This is a genomic window from Oceanisphaera marina (assembly GCF_014643915.1).
Classification (GTDB): Bacteria; Pseudomonadota; Gammaproteobacteria; order Enterobacterales; family Aeromonadaceae; genus Oceanimonas; species Oceanimonas marina.
This window is the reverse complement of record NZ_BMKE01000009.1, coordinates 53,438-70,200: the sequence shown is the minus strand read 5'-3', so window position 1 is coordinate 70,200 and position 16,763 is coordinate 53,438. Positions and strand designations below refer to the sequence as shown.

The following is a 16,763-nucleotide window of genomic DNA, read 5'->3' as shown; positions in this document are numbered from 1 at the left end:
TATACGCAACAACAAGGATTGTTAAATGCACAGACTGAATCAAAAGATCATCTCGGTAGCGGATTTACTGGCAACCCCCGAGCTGCGTATTCCTGCGTACCAGCGGCCGTACAAATGGACGCAGAAAAATCTGAATGACCTGCTGGCTGATCTTCGTCGTTATAGGGATAAGTCTGCTTACCGATTAGGGACAGTGGTTTTTCACCATCATTATGGTGATCAAGAGAGTAAGCCTACTGATACGCTGGACATTGTCGATGGTCAACAACGGACGCTAACTTTGTTGTTGTTAGTCAAGGCCATTCTGGTGGAGCGTAAACAGGATGGTATTAAGTTGGTGCGTGAGGATGTCAACAAAAAGCTTGACCTGTTAGCACCTCAAATTGATGCCTTTATGGAGCGCCAAACATTCAATAGCGACATCAGCCACCACAACCTGCATCAGAATTTTTTGGCCGCTCGTCGGGCGGTGTCACAATCCTCGTTTAGCGAGGAGGATGTATACTTCTTGTTGAATGACTGCCAGCTGGTCTGCTTTGTGCTGAAAGATGTTTCAGAAGCGTTCCAGTTTTTTGATTCACAAAATGCGCGCGGGCGTGACCTTGACCCACATGACCTGCTCAAAGCTTTCCATCTGCGGGAATTTTCTGAAGCAGAAGCTGACCTGAAAGCAATAACGGTCAGTCATTGGGAAAGTCTGGACAGTACAGCGCTTAGCAACACCTTCGCAAATTACCTGTATCGCATTCGTCAGTGGGCTGAGGGTAAGTCTGCCCAGCATTTTAACAAAAACAAGGTAGCCGTTTTCAAGGGGGTAAATCTGGACTCTATCGGGGTTTACCCCTATACAGAGTCACTGCGGATCGCTCATTATTTTGTCGATGATTATAACAGCCAGTATCAGCGGCAAATTGACCGTCAGAAAATGAGGTTTCCGTTTCACTTGGACCAAATGGTCATTAATGGTCGCCGGTTTTTTGAAATGATCAACTATTATCAGCAGCTCATCTGCCAAGTGATTGATGACGAGCATCACGGCAGCAATGGCAAGCAGATAACCCTTATGGGTGCGGTATTAGACGAACGAGCCAGCACGATTATTCATGTCCTCAACAACTATCCGTCGCGCTACCGAACAGGTGACAAGTACATCCGCAACCTGTTTGACTGTGCGCTGATTTACTACATCGATAAGTTTGGCACTCAGGATATTTCAGCAGCGGTCGAGAAGCTGTTTGTTTGGGCCTATGGTTGCCGCTTGCAGATGCAGGTCGTGCAGTTGGCCACCATGGACAATCACGCTCGTGAAAACAACCTGTTCAAACTGATCAAGAATGCCATTCATCCTGTTGATGTTCTGAATCATCCTTTGGAGACCATCAAGAATGTAAAGGGCACTAAGCTGGATGCCATTGTCGGCCTGTTCAAGGAGCTGAAATACTATGAATAATGAGTTGTTGAGCTTCAGTGTTCGTGAATTGATGGCCGATCAGAATCGCTATTGCGTGCCCATGTATCAACGTAACTATGCGTGGGAAGAAGGTGAAATACACCAATTGATTCAGGATGTTCAGGATTTTGGATTGGGGCAGCATGGAAATGCTAAAAAGACCTATTACATTGGGACTCTTGTCGTTTTTAACCGTTCGGATAAAAGCTTTGAGGTGATCGATGGACAGCAGCGATTTACAACCCTGACTTTGCTGGCGATTTGCCTGCAACGCTTGACCAAGGCTGGCGATATAACAGTCGACATGGACTGGTTTAAAAATCCTAACTTGCTTTTTGAAAGTAGGCCCCGTTCTTCCCGCACTTTGGATCGATTGATGCAAGGTGTGGCGCTGCATGAGCTGAATAATGAAGACTGCAACCTTAGTTTACTCAATGGTTACAAGCTGCTTGAAAAGCGTTTGCTTGCACTGGGTACTCAGCTCAACGACTTTTGTATATGCCTATTCGACCAGGTTCAGATTACGCGGGTACCTGTCCCCCAAGATACGGATCTGAACCATTATTTTGAGGTGATGAACAGCCGTGGTGAGCAACTTGAAAAGCACGAAGTGGTAAAAGCGCGGCTGATGGATGTGCTCTATCGCCTTGAAGAGAAAGAAGAAAGAGCCGCTAGCCTTAATGCGCTAACCAAGGTTTGGGACGCAGCAGCAAACATGGAACGCTATATTCAATATGGCTTTACACCATTTGAGCGGCACCGAATTTTTGGCAAGAATGAATGGGGGCAATTTAAACCATCAAATTTTGCTGAGCTTTGCCAACTCCTTAAAAACGATTCAGATAAGCCCAAGGGTACAGAACACAGTGATCAGGAAAAAAACCTAGCTGCAATTTTAGCAAGTACCTATCAGCAACCAGCAAAGCAGAGTAGCAACGAACCAGCACCAGAGCGCTTTAACAGCGTGATCAACTTTTCAAACTTCTTACTCCATGTGTTGAGAATCTGGACGGGCCAAGATATCCCACTGGATGACAAGCAGCTGATTAAACAGTTTGATGAGCATGTGAGGCCATCAGCAAAGCATGTTCAGAGTTTTGTTTTTGCCCTGCTTAAAACCAAATACCTGTTTGACCAGTACATAATCAAGCGTGAGTTCTCCGATGGTGATGACAGCTGGAGTTTGAAGCGGCTGCATTTTTACAATGAAAAAAGCCAAAGCTATATCAACACCTTTGATCAGGAAGCGGAAGGGGGCTATGAGGGAATTAACCGCCGTATTTTGCTATTACTCAGCGCACTTCATGTTTCCACCCCTACACAGGTTTATAAGCACTGGCTCAATGGTGCGTTGAATCTGCTTTATCAAATGGAGCAGGTCACTGCCCCCGCTTATTTGCAGCAGTTGGAGGACTTGGCACGTCAGTTCGTGTACGGGCGCTTTTTAAATACTTCAGGTGGCTTAGAGTACTATCAGATGATTTTTCAGGAAGCTGGCTATCCGGTGTTTAATGCTGAAAATGCAGAGGCCTTAGACCGACTTAAATATGGCAACATCGAAAATAACCTGGTGTTTAACTACCTTGACTACCTGATTTGGCGAGAAGCTACTGCAGAAGGCCGCAGTGCGGATGAGGTAATTCAGCGGTTTGAGTTTACTTTTCGAAGCTCTGTCGAGCACTTCTCACCACAAAATCCAATGGAAGCCTATGAGCCTTTGGATAAGCAGGTCTTACACCGCTTTGGCAATTTGTGTTTGATCAGTCACAGCAAAAACTCACGCCTGAGTAATTTCCAGCCAGATCAGAAACGTGGTTATTTTCAGGCAGCGATTAAGGATAAGAGCATCGACTCTTTGAAACTTTACAGAATGATTCAGCTTATGGAAAGTGCAGGCGTTTGGGATGAAGCGCAGATAGCAGCGCATGAACAGCAAATGCTCAGGCTGCTGGAAGATGATTCTAAACAGGGGACGCCGTTATGAGTAACGTAGGCCAGCGCGAACGAGCTACCCAAAACCGTATCGTTCAGTTTTTTCAAACCGATTTGGGCTATCGCTACCTAGGCGATTGGCAGGATCGTGCCAATAATAAAAACATTGAAGTTGAAATCTTAGTCGATTGGCTAAAAAAACGCGGTGTCAGCGAATCACTGATTAACCGTGCCATTCGCCAATTGGATACAGCAGCAGCGCTGGGCGAAGGCAAAAAGCTCTACTACGCCAACAAAGAGGTGTACCGCCTGCTGCGCTACGGCGTGAAAGACAAAGAAGGCGCTGGCCATCTCAATGAGACGGTATGGTTGATTGACTGGAAGAATCCACAGACGAACGATTTTGCCCTTGCTGAAGAGGTCTCGATTAAAGGCGAAAACAAAAAGCGCCCAGACATTGTGCTCTATGTAAACGGTATCGCGCTGGGCGTTATCGAATTAAAACGCTCTTCGGTGTCGGTTTCAGAGGGTATTCGGCAGAATCTCGATAATCAAAAGAAAGACTTTATCCGTAACTTTTTTACCACCATGCAATTGGTGATGGCGGGTAACGACACGCAAGGCTTGCGTTACGGCACCATTGAAACGCCTGAAAAACACTACCTTGAGTGGAAGGAAGACATTGCCAATCCTTATGGCCACAAACTCGATTTTCACCTGAGCCGCGTGTGTAACAAAGCGCGCTTGCTGCAAATTATCCATGATTTTATTGTTTTCGATGCGGGTATAAAAAAGACCTGTCGCCACAATCAATTCTTTGGTATTGAAGCGGCAAAACGCCATATCGCAAGGCGTGAAGGCGGCATTATTTGGCATACGCAAGGTTCTGGCAAAAGCCTCACTATGGTATGGCTGGCCAAATGGATACGTGAAAATGTCAAAGACGCCCGTGTATTGATCGTGACTGATCGTACCGAGCTGGATGAGCAGATTGAAAAAGTGTTCACTGGTGTTGAGGAAGATATTTATCGCACCAAAAGCGGTGCCGATTTGGTGGCGACGCTCAATCAGCCCAACCCTTGGTTGGTGTGCTCTTTAGTCCATAAATTTGGTCGGCAGTCTGATTCGGAAAACGATACCGCGACAGATGAGTTTATTGCCGAGTTAAAGAAATCGCTACCATCGGACTTTAAAGCCAAAGGCGATTTGTTTGTGTTTGTGGACGAGTGTCACCGTACTCAATCGGGCAAGTTGCACGAAGCGATGAAGTCCATCCTGCCAGAAGCCATGTTTGTCGGCTTCACCGGCACCCCCTTGATGAAGAAAGACAAGAAAAAATCGGTTGAGGTATTTGGCCCTTACATTCACACCTATAAGTTTGATGAAGCCGTGGCCGATGGTGTTGTGCTCGACTTGCGCTATGAAGCACGAGACATCGACCAAAACGTCACTTCGCAGAAAAAGGTCGATGAATGGTTTGAAGCCAAAACTCGCGGCTTATCTCGATTAGCGAAAACCCAGTTGAAACAGAAATGGGGCACCATGCAAAAGGTGCTGTCCAGTAAATCGCGTTTACAGCAGATTGTGAATGACATTTTGCTGGATATGGACACCAAGCCACGCCTGATGGATGGCTACGGCAATGCGATGTTGGTCTGCTCTAGTGTCTATCAAGCTTGTAAAGCTTATGAAATGTTCAGCCAAACAGATTTAGCCGGTAAGGTGGCTATTGTCACCAGTTTTCAGCCGACTGCTGCAAGCATTAAAGGGGAAGAAACCGGTGAAGGTTTAACGGAAAAGCTCTTTAAATACGATATTTACCGCAAAATGCTTGCGGATTACTTCGAGCAACCGGAAGACAAGGCTGCAAACCGGGTTGAAGAGTTTGAAAAAGAAGTTAAAAAGCAATTTATTGATGAACCAGGACAAATGCGTTTGCTCATCGTGGTCGATAAATTGCTGACTGGCTTTGACGCCCCTTCGGCTACCTATTTGTATATCGACAAACAGATGGCTGATCACAATCTGTTTCAGGCCATTTGCCGCGTGAACCGCTTGGATGGCGATGATAAAGAATATGGTTACATCATTGATTACAAAGATCTGTTCCGCTCGTTGGATAAAGCGATTTCTGATTATACTCAAGGCGCATTTGATGGTTATGACAAGGAAGACGTTGCAGGGCTGCTGAAAGATCGTTTAGAGCAAGCCAAGCTCGATTTGGATAATGCGCTGGAAATGGTGCGCGCCTTGTGTGAGCCGGTAAAAGCGCCACGCAATACGGAAGACTACATTTATTATTTTTGTGGTAAGTCAGGTCTGAACCAAGACGAGCTCACCGAGAAAGAAGCACTGCGTTTAACGCTTTATCAGAACGTTGCCAAACTGCTGCGTGCGTTCGCCAATATCGCCAATGAAATGCCTGATGCAGGCTATTGCGCGCAAGATGTAGACTTGATAAGAGCTGAAGTGGCTCATTTTGAAAAAGTACGTGACGAAGTAAAACTGGCCAGTGGCGATTTGGTAGAAATGAAACGCTTTGAGCCTGCGATGCGCCATTTGTTAGATATGTATATTCGTGCGGATGACAGCGAAGTACTGATGGATTTTGAAGAGCTGGGGCTTATTGAGCTCATTGTCGAAAAAGGCGCTGATGCCGTGGAGGCTTTGCCTGATAGTATTCGCAAGAATCAGGAAGCCATGGCCGAAACCATCGAAAATAACGTGCGTAAAACCATCGTTGATGAAAACCCGGTTAACCCTAAGTATTACGAGCAAATGTCGGTGTTATTGGATGAGCTGATTGAGCTTCGTCGCCAAAAAGCGATTGAATATCAAGAGTATCTGGAAAAAATCCGCGAGCTATCTCGTAAGGTTGTACGTCCGGAGCAGACAGCGGCTAAATATCCGCCATCGATGGACTCTAATCCAAAACGCGCGTTTTACGATAATTTTGGTCAAGATGAATTGCTGGCTACCAAAATAGATAGTGCCATTCGTTATACCAAAAAAGCGGATTGGGTGGGAGATCGATTTAAGGAGCGAGAAATTGCCAATGCGGTGCGAGAAGAAACGACGGGGTATGAGGTGGATATTCAGGGTGTAATGGAATTGGCAAAAGCGCAAAAAGAGTACCATTGATGCCTAAGGTAGAAATTGGTTCTATTGCGATGCAGTTAAATCGTAAGGCAATTAAAAACCTTCATATCAGCGTGTTGCCACCTGATGGGCGTGTGCGTGTTTCTGCTCCTGAATCTATGACAGAAACCGCAATCCGTATGGCAGTGATCAGCCGCATTCCTTGGATCAAGAAACAGCAGAGTGATTTTGCCAAACAACCTCGCCAATCTGATCGAGCAATGGTTAGCGGTGAATGTCATTACCTGTGGGGCAGGCGTTACCGTCTGAATCTTATCGAGCGTTCCGGAAAGCATGAAGTCAAGCTAGGTCGTGGTCGATTGCATTTATATGTCAATCCCGCAACAACGCTTGAGAACAAGGCGCTGGTACTGAGCTCATATTATCGAGATGCGCTTAAAGCGCGAATCGCTGAGTTATTGCCTGTTTGGGAAGATAAGATCGGCGTTACAGCTGCCGATTGGGGAATCAAAAAGATGAAAACCAAGTGGGGCAGCTGCAACACGCAGGCGAAGCGTATATGGCTGAATTTAGAACTTGCTAAAAAGCCACCGGAGTGTTTGGAGTACATCCTAGTGCATGAATTGGTGCACTTGCTTGAGCGTAATCACAATGAACGCTTCAAGGGGTATATGGACAAGCTACTTCCCGATTGGCGAGAGCGCCGTGATTTGTTAAACCGAATGCCTTTAGCACATAATAATTGGATTTATTAAAGTTTGGTTTTGTTTAATGCAGGTGAACAGGGGTATTAACGGGTATTGCTGACCATTTCGTGGTTCTACACGAGATGGTGCGAATAGATGGCCATTCAGCTTTATTAATATTAAAATCGCACCAACAACACCCCTCCCGCTACCCGTTTCTTGAGATTGTGATTTCGGGTAGTTTGTAAGAGATAAGCCCCAGTCTTAACGGCGACTGAGGCGCAGCCACGAGCCAAAACGCTAGGTAAAGGCTCAACCAGCTTTAAATAGCTTGAGTGAAATTGTGGTTTTCTTCAAAACAAATATCAAGTTATTTAGCCTTGTTGTTGAGTTTCGTTCTCGTTACCAAAGCATTTGCTCGTAATCCACACATCATTCTCCGGCCCACAAAGGTGGTGCAGCAGCGCTAGGTTAATCTGGTGGCTGATCACGCTGCCGTTTCGTTTTTGGCTTTCTTTTCTTAAACCGCTCAGTAATAACCCCATGCACGATTTACCCATTTGCTCCGACGAACTGGGCAGGCAAAAAGCTCGGTTTTGCTGTTTGGGGTGCAAGGTAGCGCGCTTTCCTGTTTTAGATAAAGGCGAAATGCACCAAAAGATGCAGGCGTTGGCGGGCGTGTTTGCTTGCAATGTTCTGGTTTGAATTGTGCCATCCACATATACCGATAAAAAATCTGCCGGTAATAAATGCGCTGGTAACAAAACTAACCCGCCTTGCGCGTGGCCATCAACCTCAGGTAAAGGTAGCCAATACAGGTTTGGCCATTGCTCGGGGCTTTGCCATTTTTCTAAGATCACTTGTGCGCCAATGCTATTTAGCCATTGATGAATCGGGCAGCCTGCGTGTGCTTGTTTAACGCGCGGTAACTGATAGGTCAGCCAGCGGGTTAAGCGTTCGGCGGCATTCTCGCACTGGCTTAATGCTGGGTAGAGAGTAAACGCGCCATGCCCAACCAGTAAAGCGACCACCTGCTGTATCCATTCTCTATCCCAATCGTTACCACTTGCCCATAACACGTCACTTATCACCTTGTTGGTTCATCATGCCGTCTATTTTCAGTCGTCGGGTGCAGACTCAGTGGTGAATTAGATGAAAGAAATGGCCATCAAACTCACCAGTCAAATCGGTTTTTTATGATGACCTGTGCGCGGCTAACTGTTTGAAATATATCGTCCAATGCGGCTCTGTTTGGCGGCATTCGCCAAGTGCAAAAAAATCGAGACGCCAAACGATCGTTTGCATTCTGGGTTTAAAAAATCAAACGGTTTGTACTTTGGATTCGAGGTTGGTTTAGAGTATAAAAAGTGCCAAACCTTGCTTTGAACCAGTACTGGCAAGGCCTGCCGGCTTTGGACTTCAATCGAGACGCCAAACAGTGAATGGGCTAATTTCCCTGTTTGGCGTTTCGATCCAAAAGCCAAACGGATAGTGGTTTTGGCGTATGGGGGTAAAGGCATGGGGAAGTGTTTAATGAAGTGCTGCTGTTTATTTTGGCTTGGTATTTGATGAAGGGACGTTTTCTAACTTCAGTGAAGGTTGCTTGTTACTGTTGTCATCAATGTACTCAAGGGCGTACCCCATAGCCTTGTAGCTTTTCTCGCGTTTTTTAAACATGCGTTGCAGCATAGGGAGGGCGCAGTCTACATAGTCGTGAATGGTGACTTGTGTTTTTCCTTCCGATTCACGATGAATTCGACCGGCATATTGGGCCAATGTACCTTTCCATGCGATTGGCATGGCCAAAAACAACGTATCCAGTCTTGGTAGGTCAAACCCTTCACCCACATATTTTCCTGTTGCGACGACAATTTGAGCCGATTGCAGATGATTGTCAGCGTTCTTGCGTTCGGCAGATTTCATGGCGCCTTTGAGTACGACAGTGCTTATACCCATCTTGGTAAGTTGTGAGTGTATGTACTCTGCGCTCTGTAAGGACTAACGGGTGAACACTCGTTTTGAGCGCTATGCAAAGCCTCTCTTAATGCGAGAAGCTGCTGCTTTTCGTTTTCAAGCTCAGCTAGCCTGTTATCAATAGCAGAAATGTTTGGGTAGCGAGCGTCATTCATGACAACATAACTTTTATGCGCAGCGCTATGAAGCGCGAACTTGCGGCGGTTTGATGAGCGACTCTGCTGGAATACCTAGCCCTTCATGAAGTTTCCAAATCATTTTTAGCGTGAGTGATCGCTTATGGTTTAGGATTTCATAAACACGATTGCTTTTACCTATCATGGGTTCAAGATCTTTAACCGTTAATCCTTTGCGCTCCATCTCAAACTTTATTGCCTCAACAGGATCTGGCAAATCCATTGGAAAATGCTTTGCTTCGTAGGCCTCGACTAACGTAACCAAAATGTCCAGCTTTTCGCCTTCAATGGTATCTGGCTCCGCCATCATTAGGTTTTCGATGTCGTTTAATGCCGCGCGGTAGTCGGCATCTGTTTTAATAGGTCTGATGTCCATTATATTTACCTCTTGTTACTACCTTTTGGCTTTAAATCGTTTGCACATCAATTTGATCGTATTGTGCATGGCTGCCGATAAACCGTATGTAAACCACCTTGTAGGCATAATTGATCCAAACGACTAATCGGTATTTATTACCGGCAATGTTAAACACGACACGCCCATCTTTGAGGATGCTGGCATTTCTAAAGTCCTGTTTCACATCCGACGGTGATCCCCAATCAGCGTTTAATGCATGCCTATACCACGCTAAAGTTGGCTCTTTCGCGTCAATGTATTCTGGGCTGTCTTCCCAAAATGTTTTTAAGGTTGATAGTGCGATAATTCTCATAAACAGATGTTAGTCCCATATTGGGACTTTTGCAAGTTTGTAGTTTGATTGACTGAAAGGAGTTGTTGGCACGGCCCCAATTGCCCCATTCCTTGGGGCGGTTCAAATTCCTCTTATCCATCTTCTAAAGCTCGCTGTATCAAGTGCTGCCCCATTGTCCTAACTGCCCACAGTAAGTGAGCTCGTGCGTTACGGTTTATCAGCTATTACATATCAAAAAGCGATTTTTGATATGTAATAGCTGATCATTCTTGTGTTTGTGGGATTACGGTGATATGTTTTTATATATAATTTTTATCAAATGATGCATTAAGGCCTATCGTAATGAGCTATGTAACATCGCAGATACTAGAAAGTCTTCGAGAAGCTCGGGTACGCAAGGGGTTTAGCCAAAGAGAGTTAAGCGCACGGTCGGGTGTACCGCAAAGCCATATTTCGAAAATCGAGTCTGGCGGTGTTGATTTAAGAATATCCAGTTTAATTGCACTTGCCCGTGTACTCGACCTAGAGCTATTGGTTGCGCCTAAAAAGTCAGTTCCTGCCATCAAGTCGATCATTCGAAGCAGCCAAGGTATTAACGGTATCAGCGATGAAGCTGAGCAGATGTCACCGGCATATCAGTTAGGGGAAGACGACGATGACTAATCATGTTTCTACGCTCAACGTGTTGCTCTACGGTGAGCCCATCGCAACGATCACCAACGTGGGCAATGACAGAACGCTTTTTGCATTTATGGATTCGTACATTCATGACGAATCGCGGCCCGTGTTAGGGCTGGGTTTTAAAGATGCACTGGGTGGCTTACTGACTAACTTCAAACCGACCCAAACCAAGTTAACCCCGTTTTTCTCCAACCTTTTACCAGAAGAAACGATGCGGAATTACCTGGCAGAGCGTGCCGGAGTGAACCCCGCGCGAGAATTTTTTCTATTGTGGGTGCTAGGGCAGGATTTAGCAGGCGCGATCACGGTTGAACCAGCGGATGGTGAAGCCTTACCACCTAATGTGCATCAAGGTATTGACGATAAAACGAAAATTGAATCGCCAATGCGTTTTTCATTGGCGGGTGTGCAGTTGAAGTTTTCAGCCGTACAACAAGCAAACGGCGGTTTGACCATCCCAGCAACCGGTAAAGGTGGCTCTTGGATTGTGAAGTTGCCGTCGTCTCGATTTGACGCAGTGCCAGAAAATGAATATTCGATGATGGAATTGGCTCGCATGTTGGGAATGGATGTACCAGAAACGCGGCTACTCCCCATTAACCAGATTGCTAATATCCCAGAGGGTATTGGTAAATTTGGTGATGCTTTTAAAAATGCTCAGGCGTTTGTGATTAAGCGCTTTGATCGTGCAGATGATCAAGCCGTACACATTGAAGATTTTGCACAAGTGTTTGGTGTCTATCCTCAAGATAAATACAAAAAAGCGAGTATGCGCAATATTGCTCAGGTTATCGGCATCGAAGGTCAAGACGAGGACATCGCAGAATTTACACGCAGATTGGTGTTCAATACGTTAATTGGCAATGCCGATATGCATTTGAAGAATTGGTCTGTGATTTACAAAGACAAGCGCACGGCATCCATTGCGCCCGCTTATGACTTTGTTTCGACCATTCCCTATATCCCCGATGATAGTGCGTCGTTAAAGGTTAGCCGTAGCAAGAAATTCAGTGATTTCACGCTGGATGAGTTATCACACTTAGCCGCTAAAGCCATGTTGCCAGAAAAATTGGTGTTAGATACTGCAAAGCAAACTGTAGCAGGCTTTCATGAAATCTGGGCGAAAGAAAAAGCGCATTTACCACTTACCAAGTCGATGATTGAAGCAATCGAAACACATTTGCGAAGCATACCGCTACGCTAAAATGAGAACCGACGCGTACAAAAATGCAGAGGCGTCAGTCATATTGATGTTTGGTGGCTTGTTTTGTTAATCCAAGCCCTGATTGCCCCATCCCTTGGGGCGGCTCAAATTACTTTTGTTCATCTTCTAAAGCTTGTATATCAAGTGTTGCCCCACTGTCCCAACTGCCCACGGTAAGTGAGCAAATGGGGGAGTTTGTTAGTTTCGCCTGATGGGCTTTTTCGGCATGCGGCTGCGTTTGCCATCGAAGAAGGCCAATACTCTGAACCAATAGAGTGATTCTTCATAATCTAGGCTGTACGTTGGGCGTGTAGGCGGGATGAGCCCCAGTTTGCGTCCTAGGCTGACAATCACGTAGAACGTGAGTTTTAGCGAAAGCCAAGGGGCGAGTACCACCAATGTAGTCAGGCAATATCGAGTAAGTGCGTAGCCTATGCCATGAGACTGTTCGAGTAGGGCAATGCCAATACACCAGCCAAGGCCTGCTAGCATGGCTATTGGAAAGGTAATGGGGGCGAGTCGCATCATAAATTGCATGTTAATGCCCTCCTGTGTTGTGCTGTGAAGGGTGCTCAAAGTTCACCAGCGGTTCGATCACATCAGCCACGGTTTGATGGGCAATACGGCGCTCTTCAAAGTAATCGTGGCGGTCGTAGATACCCTCAACGCCTTTTAGCTTATGGTTAAGACAGCGTTCGGCCACGTTGCCTGCAATGCCTAAAGAGGCGGCAAGGCTGCGAAAGGTACGGCGTAAATCGTGTACGGTGAAGTGTTCAAGTTTACCCATTTTATTGGGTGGCTGTTTTTTGCGCCCTGGCTCGCGACCAAAGAGTTTAGAAATGGCACGGTTCAGTGTATCTGGCCCCATATGTGGACGATGGCTTGCTCGTCTGGCAGGGAAAACATAAGGCGAGCCACAAGCGCGGATTTGCAACTCGTTAAACCAGGCAATGGCTTGGCGCGGTAAAGGGATGCTAATTGGCACGCCGGTTTTGCTGCGTTCTTTGGGCAGATCCCACACGCCTGTGGTTAAATCCATTTCACGCCACATGGCTTCGCAAAGTTCGCTTTTGCGCACGCCCAATACCAAAAACAGGCAGCAAGCGAGGTAATTGTCGCGGCCAAAGCTATTGATATGGGTATGAAACACACTAAAGGCGTAGTGAATTTCCTCTTTGCTAAGCATCCTGTCTTTACTGGACTCCACGCCACCGGCATCGTCCACGGTAAAGGCTGCGGCGGGGTTGTTCAGCGTTAAGTCGAGCTTTATCGCATGTCGAAACAGCTGCTTCATGTACATCAAGGTATCGTTGGCAATGGTAGGGCGGTTACTTTCTCGAATGCGCTCTAATACTTCGCGCACGTCACGTGCAGTTACCTCAGCAATACACTTAATGCCAATGACAGGGCTTATGTCTTTGGTGTAAACCCGATACGGAATCTTGGGATGCTTCAGTCGTCTACTCAGATCGGTTCGATACCAGTCATGGAACAGTTGATCTACGGTTTCAATGTCAGGTAACTCGATTTTCTGTTTTTCTAGAAGAGGATCTATGCCGTCACGTACTTCTTTTCGAAAATAAGCAGCGGCAATTCGAGCGTCTGCCAACGACATTAAAGGAAATTGCCCCAAGGTTGCTTCTCGTCTTCCTTTGGCTGTGGTGTAGCGGATCATCCAATAAGGCGAGCCTTGTTTGCGGACGCAAAAGTATAACCCTTCACCATCTGAATATTTTTTTGGGTCGGCTTTGCTGTATGCAATAACCTGTTTTGCTGTGAGTTTTCCCATGTTTACTCCATAGTTGCTGAAATAATGGAGGGGGCAATAATGGCTGCCCACCACCGATTTGCTTATTGAATCAGCAGCTAACCTGTTGTGGTGGCGAGTTAAATGCGAAAATTGGGTAACTTACTGCCCACCAATTTGCTCACCGCAAAACGCTTATTGAGCCAAAATGAGGGGGCTGCCCACCATTCTGCCCACCACTAAACAGGTAGTTGGTAACGGACATCTGCAAACCGATTTGGACGGGAAAAATAAAAAAGCCCTGTATTTACAAGCAAATAACAGGGCTTCTAAGACATTCTTGGACGGGTGAAAAAACTATTCGATGTTTTGAATTTGTTCTCGCATCTGCTCGATCAGTACCTTCAGCTCGACCGCGGAGTTGGTGATGTCGGTGCTGATCGACTTGGAGCCCAGGGTATTGGACTCGCGATTGAACTCCTGCATCATGAAATCCAGACGCCGGCCACAGGCGCCGCCTTTTTTCAGGATCTTGCGGGTTTCGCCAATGTGGGTGACCAGGCGATCCAGCTCTTCGGCCACGTCGACTTTTTGTGCCAGCAAAACCATTTCCTGCTCCAGACGCTGGGGTTCGAGTTCAATTTTGGCTTCTTCAAAGCGGTCCTGCAGGCGTTGGCGCTGCCAGGCCATAATGGCCGGCATCTCGGTTTTAACCTTGTCCACTTCTTGCTCGATACCCGCCAGGCGCAGCTCAATCAGCTCTTTCAGCTTTTCACCTTCGCTGGCGCGGGCCGCCAGAAAATCATCGATGACCTTGTCCAGACAGGCAATCAGTTGGTTGCTCAAGGCATCCATATCCTGGGCCTGGGCTTCCATCACGCCTGGCCAGCGTAAAATATCTACCGGATTCAGCGACCCCTGGCCGGCTTCTTCCATGACCCAGTCGGCACCTGCAATCAGCTGCTGGGCAAGTGATTTATTGATTTGCAGCTGGCCCTGGTTGGCCAGGTTGCTCTCAAAACGCAGGCCACACTCCACCTTGCCGCGTTGCAGGCGCGCGCGCAGTTTTTCGCGAACCAAAGGCTCCAGGCTGCGAAACTGTTCGGGTAAACGTGTGTAGGTTTCCAGGTAGCGCTGGTTGACGGAGCGAATTTCCCAGACGGCGGTACCCCAGTCTTGTTTGAATTCTTGTCGCGCATAGGCGGTCATGCTGTGGATCATGTGGCTCTCGATGTGTGTTGCCCATTAATAGCCCGAGTTTGACACAGCCACAGGCAAGCGCCAATGGTTGGCCGCATGCAATGGGCGGGCAGTTTCTTTATAATGGCGGCGTTTCGCCCGCCGGGCGGCACGATTTTACCCCTATTGGAGAATGCCATGTCTACACGAGCCTGCGGCCGCGCGGTTGATGAAATCCGACCCGTTACCATTACTTCTAATTATACCCGTCATGCCGAAGGCTCTGTGCTGGTCGAGTTTGGCCACACCAAGGTGTTGTGTACCGCCTCGGTAGAAAAAGGCGTGCCCCGTTTTTTACGCGGTAAAGGCCAGGGCTGGGTGACCGCAGAATATGGCATGTTGCCCCGTTCCACGCACAGCCGTATGCATCGTGAGGCCGCCAAGGGCAAGCAGGGCGGTCGTACCATGGAAATTCAGCGTCTGATCGGTCGTTCGCTGCGCGCCGCCATGGATTTGAACAAGCTGGGTGAATACACCATTACCGTGGATTGCGACGTGATCCAGGCCGACGGCGGCACCCGCACCGCGGCCATTACCGGTGCCTGTGTGGCCTTGGCCCACGCCATCAGCTGGATGCAAGAGCAGGGCATGATCAAAACCAATCCATTGAAAACCCTGGTCGCCGCTATTTCGGTAGGCATGGTAGACGGTCTGGCGGTATCGGATCTGGAATACACCGAAGACTCCACTGCCGAAACCGACATGAACGTGGTCATGACTGCCGAAGGCCACATGATTGAAGTGCAGGGCACGGCAGAAGCGGCCCCTTTTACTCATGAGCAGTTGCTGGCCATGCTGGCTCTGGCTCGCAAGTCCATTGACGAGTTGGTGGCTCATCAGCGTCAGGCGATTGGGCCAGCGATAAGTTAACGATAAGACTAAAGATTTATTCGCCACGGAATCCACGAAACCCACGGAAAAATTAAGATTAAAACCGAAAAGAACGTTGGCTTGATAAGAGATGATTAAAGATAAGTATCTCGCTCTTGGTCCGTGTTCGTCCGTGGATTCCGTGGCAAAAACAGGTTTTGGGTTTGATTAGGGTTTGTCCTTTTTACCCTTTACTCTTCACCTAATGTTTAAAGCCCGTGATGGTCGTATGAGACACTGGCTAAATAATTGAGAGAAAAATTGATGAAAGCCTATCAGCGTGAGTTTATTGAATTTGCCATGGCCAAAGAAGTGCTTAAATTTGGCGAATTCACTCTTAAGTCGGGCCGTAGCAGTCCTTACTTCTTCAATGCCGGCTTGTTTAACAGTGGCCGTGATCTGGCGCGTTTGGGCCGGTTTTATGCCGCCGCTCTGGTTGATGCCAATGTGCAGTATGACGTACTGTTTGGCCCGGCTTATAAAGGCATTCCCATTGCCAGCGCCACGGCAGTGCAGCTGGCCGAAGTACACGATCAGGACGTGCCCTACTGTTTTAACCGTAAAGAAGCCAAAGATCACGGTGAAGGTGGCAATCTGGTCGGCAGCCCCCTGCAGGGGCGTATCATGCTGGTGGACGATGTGATCACCGCCGGCACGGCGATTCGTGAGTCGATGGATATTATTCAGGCCAACGGTGCTGAACTGGCTGGAGTGCTGATTGCACTGGATCGCCAGGAAAAGGGCAAGGGCGAGCTGTCGGCCATTCAGGAAGTGGAACGCGATTACAACGCCGAGGTGACCGCCATTATTACCCTGGCTGATCTGGTCGAGTATTTAGGTGAACAGCCGGCCATGGTTAAGCACCTTGAACAAGTTCAGGCGTATCGTCAGCAATACGGCATTTAACTAGCAAATACTGTAACGGGTGATGTGTAAAGGGTGAAGGGAACAAACTAGGACACAGTTACTTCAAAGAAATTGTGTCAGTTTTAGGTTCGTCCTCTTCACTCTTT

The 16,763-nt window shown here is 47.4% G+C and carries 15 protein-coding genes; 8 read left to right on the top strand and 7 right to left on the bottom strand.

Annotation, left to right across the window (positions count from 1 at the left end; translation table 11 throughout):
- Positions 1–25 precede the first annotated feature (25 nt).
- Genes IEW52_RS07255 through IEW52_RS07240 form a run of 4 tightly spaced genes read left to right on the top strand, consistent with a single transcriptional unit; the run spans position 26 to position 7,236 of the window.
- Positions 26–1,450, top strand: a complete 1,425-nt coding sequence (locus tag IEW52_RS07255; protein ID WP_188629401.1) for a DUF262 domain-containing protein — start codon at positions 26–28, stop codon at positions 1,448–1,450.
- Positions 1,443–3,434 (top strand): DUF262 domain-containing protein, encoded by a 1,992-nt coding sequence (locus IEW52_RS07250; RefSeq protein ID WP_188629400.1) that lies wholly within the window; start codon positions 1,443–1,445, stop codon positions 3,432–3,434. Before IEW52_RS07255 ends, IEW52_RS07250 begins: the two co-directional genes overlap by 8 nt.
- Complete coding sequence (locus IEW52_RS07245) at positions 3,431–6,523, top strand: type I restriction endonuclease subunit R (protein WP_188629399.1); 3,093 nt, start codon at positions 3,431–3,433, stop codon at positions 6,521–6,523. The genes IEW52_RS07250 and IEW52_RS07245 overlap by 4 nt, the downstream gene beginning before the upstream one ends.
- Positions 6,523–7,236: a M48 family metallopeptidase gene (locus IEW52_RS07240; RefSeq protein ID WP_188629398.1), complete on the top strand. Its 714-nt coding sequence runs from the start codon at positions 6,523–6,525 to the stop codon at positions 7,234–7,236. The genes IEW52_RS07245 and IEW52_RS07240 overlap by 1 nt, the downstream gene beginning before the upstream one ends.
- A gap of 305 nt (positions 7,237–7,541) precedes the next feature.
- Here IEW52_RS07240 and IEW52_RS07235 read toward each other — a convergent pair whose 3' ends face one another.
- From IEW52_RS07235 to IEW52_RS07220, 4 genes are all read right to left on the bottom strand, one after another.
- Complete coding sequence (locus IEW52_RS07235; protein WP_188629397.1) at positions 7,542–8,246, bottom strand: hypothetical protein; 705 nt, start codon at positions 8,244–8,246, stop codon at positions 7,542–7,544.
- Positions 8,247–8,715: 469 nt separating this feature from the next.
- Complete coding sequence (locus IEW52_RS07230) at positions 8,716–9,144, bottom strand: DEAD/DEAH box helicase (RefSeq protein WP_373286220.1); 429 nt, start codon at positions 9,142–9,144, stop codon at positions 8,716–8,718.
- Between the two features lie 177 nt (positions 9,145–9,321).
- Positions 9,322–9,693, bottom strand: a complete 372-nt coding sequence (locus tag IEW52_RS07225) for a helix-turn-helix domain-containing protein (RefSeq protein WP_000354813.1) — start codon at positions 9,691–9,693, stop codon at positions 9,322–9,324.
- Positions 9,694–9,724: 31 nt separating this feature from the next.
- Positions 9,725–10,027, bottom strand: coding sequence for a type II toxin-antitoxin system HigB family toxin (locus tag IEW52_RS07220; RefSeq protein WP_001219936.1), 303 nt, complete (start codon positions 10,025–10,027; stop codon positions 9,725–9,727).
- Positions 10,028–10,351: 324 nt separating this feature from the next.
- Here IEW52_RS07220 and IEW52_RS07215 point away from each other — a divergent pair, with 324 nt between their 5' ends.
- Positions 10,352–10,672: a helix-turn-helix domain-containing protein gene (locus IEW52_RS07215; RefSeq protein ID WP_188629396.1), complete on the top strand. Its 321-nt coding sequence runs from the start codon at positions 10,352–10,354 to the stop codon at positions 10,670–10,672.
- On the top strand, positions 10,665–11,894 hold the full coding sequence (locus IEW52_RS07210) for a type II toxin-antitoxin system HipA family toxin (RefSeq protein ID WP_188629395.1): 1,230 nt from the start codon (positions 10,665–10,667) through the stop codon (positions 11,892–11,894). Before IEW52_RS07215 ends, IEW52_RS07210 begins: the two co-directional genes overlap by 8 nt.
- Before the next feature lie 198 nt (positions 11,895–12,092).
- Here IEW52_RS07210 and IEW52_RS07205 read toward each other — a convergent pair whose 3' ends face one another.
- From IEW52_RS07205 to IEW52_RS07195, 3 genes are all read right to left on the bottom strand, one after another.
- A complete protein-coding gene (locus tag IEW52_RS07205; protein WP_188629394.1) occupies positions 12,093–12,431 on the bottom strand; it encodes a hypothetical protein in 339 nt (112 codons plus the stop codon).
- Position 12,432: 1 nt separating this feature from the next.
- Positions 12,433–13,683, bottom strand: coding sequence for a tyrosine-type recombinase/integrase (locus IEW52_RS07200; RefSeq protein ID WP_188629393.1), 1,251 nt, complete (start codon positions 13,681–13,683; stop codon positions 12,433–12,435).
- Between the two features lie 315 nt (positions 13,684–13,998).
- Entirely contained in the window at positions 13,999–14,862 is an 864-nt protein-coding gene (locus IEW52_RS07195) for a YicC/YloC family endoribonuclease (RefSeq protein WP_188629392.1), read from the bottom strand.
- Positions 14,863–15,018: 156 nt separating this feature from the next.
- Between IEW52_RS07195 and rph the strand changes: the two genes are divergently transcribed.
- On the top strand, positions 15,019–15,750 hold the full coding sequence (gene rph, locus IEW52_RS07190; RefSeq protein WP_188629391.1) for a ribonuclease PH: 732 nt from the start codon (positions 15,019–15,021) through the stop codon (positions 15,748–15,750).
- Between the two features lie 264 nt (positions 15,751–16,014).
- Positions 16,015–16,656: an orotate phosphoribosyltransferase gene (pyrE, locus tag IEW52_RS07185; protein ID WP_188629390.1), complete on the top strand. Its 642-nt coding sequence runs from the start codon at positions 16,015–16,017 to the stop codon at positions 16,654–16,656.
- The last annotated feature ends 107 nt before the right edge of the window (positions 16,657–16,763 follow it).

Bases quoted from the DNA above. Each gene is read 5' to 3' on its own strand.
- IEW52_RS07225 (WP_000354813.1), bottom strand. From the start codon at position 9,693: ATGGACATCAGACCTATTAAAACAGATGCCGACTACCGCGCGGCATTA.
- IEW52_RS07195 (WP_188629392.1), bottom strand. From the start codon at position 14,862: ATGATCCACAGCATGACCGCCTATGCGCGACAAGAATTCAAACAAGAC.
- IEW52_RS07250 (WP_188629400.1), top strand. From the start codon at position 1,443: ATGAATAATGAGTTGTTGAGCTTCAGTGTTCGTGAATTGATGGCCGAT.
- IEW52_RS07220 (WP_001219936.1), bottom strand. From the start codon at position 10,027: ATGAGAATTATCGCACTATCAACCTTAAAAACATTTTGGGAAGACAGC.
- IEW52_RS07215 (WP_188629396.1), top strand. From the start codon at position 10,352: ATGAGCTATGTAACATCGCAGATACTAGAAAGTCTTCGAGAAGCTCGG.
- IEW52_RS07205 (WP_188629394.1), bottom strand. From the start codon at position 12,431: ATGCAATTTATGATGCGACTCGCCCCCATTACCTTTCCAATAGCCATG.
- IEW52_RS07210 (WP_188629395.1), top strand. From the start codon at position 10,665: ATGACTAATCATGTTTCTACGCTCAACGTGTTGCTCTACGGTGAGCCC.
- IEW52_RS07245 (WP_188629399.1), top strand. From the start codon at position 3,431: ATGAGTAACGTAGGCCAGCGCGAACGAGCTACCCAAAACCGTATCGTT.
- IEW52_RS07240 (WP_188629398.1), top strand. From the start codon at position 6,523: ATGCCTAAGGTAGAAATTGGTTCTATTGCGATGCAGTTAAATCGTAAG.
- pyrE (WP_188629390.1), top strand. From the start codon at position 16,015: ATGAAAGCCTATCAGCGTGAGTTTATTGAATTTGCCATGGCCAAAGAA.
- IEW52_RS07200 (WP_188629393.1), bottom strand. From the start codon at position 13,683: ATGGGAAAACTCACAGCAAAACAGGTTATTGCATACAGCAAAGCCGAC.
- IEW52_RS07255 (WP_188629401.1), top strand. From the start codon at position 26: ATGCACAGACTGAATCAAAAGATCATCTCGGTAGCGGATTTACTGGCA.
- rph (WP_188629391.1), top strand. From the start codon at position 15,019: ATGTCTACACGAGCCTGCGGCCGCGCGGTTGATGAAATCCGACCCGTT.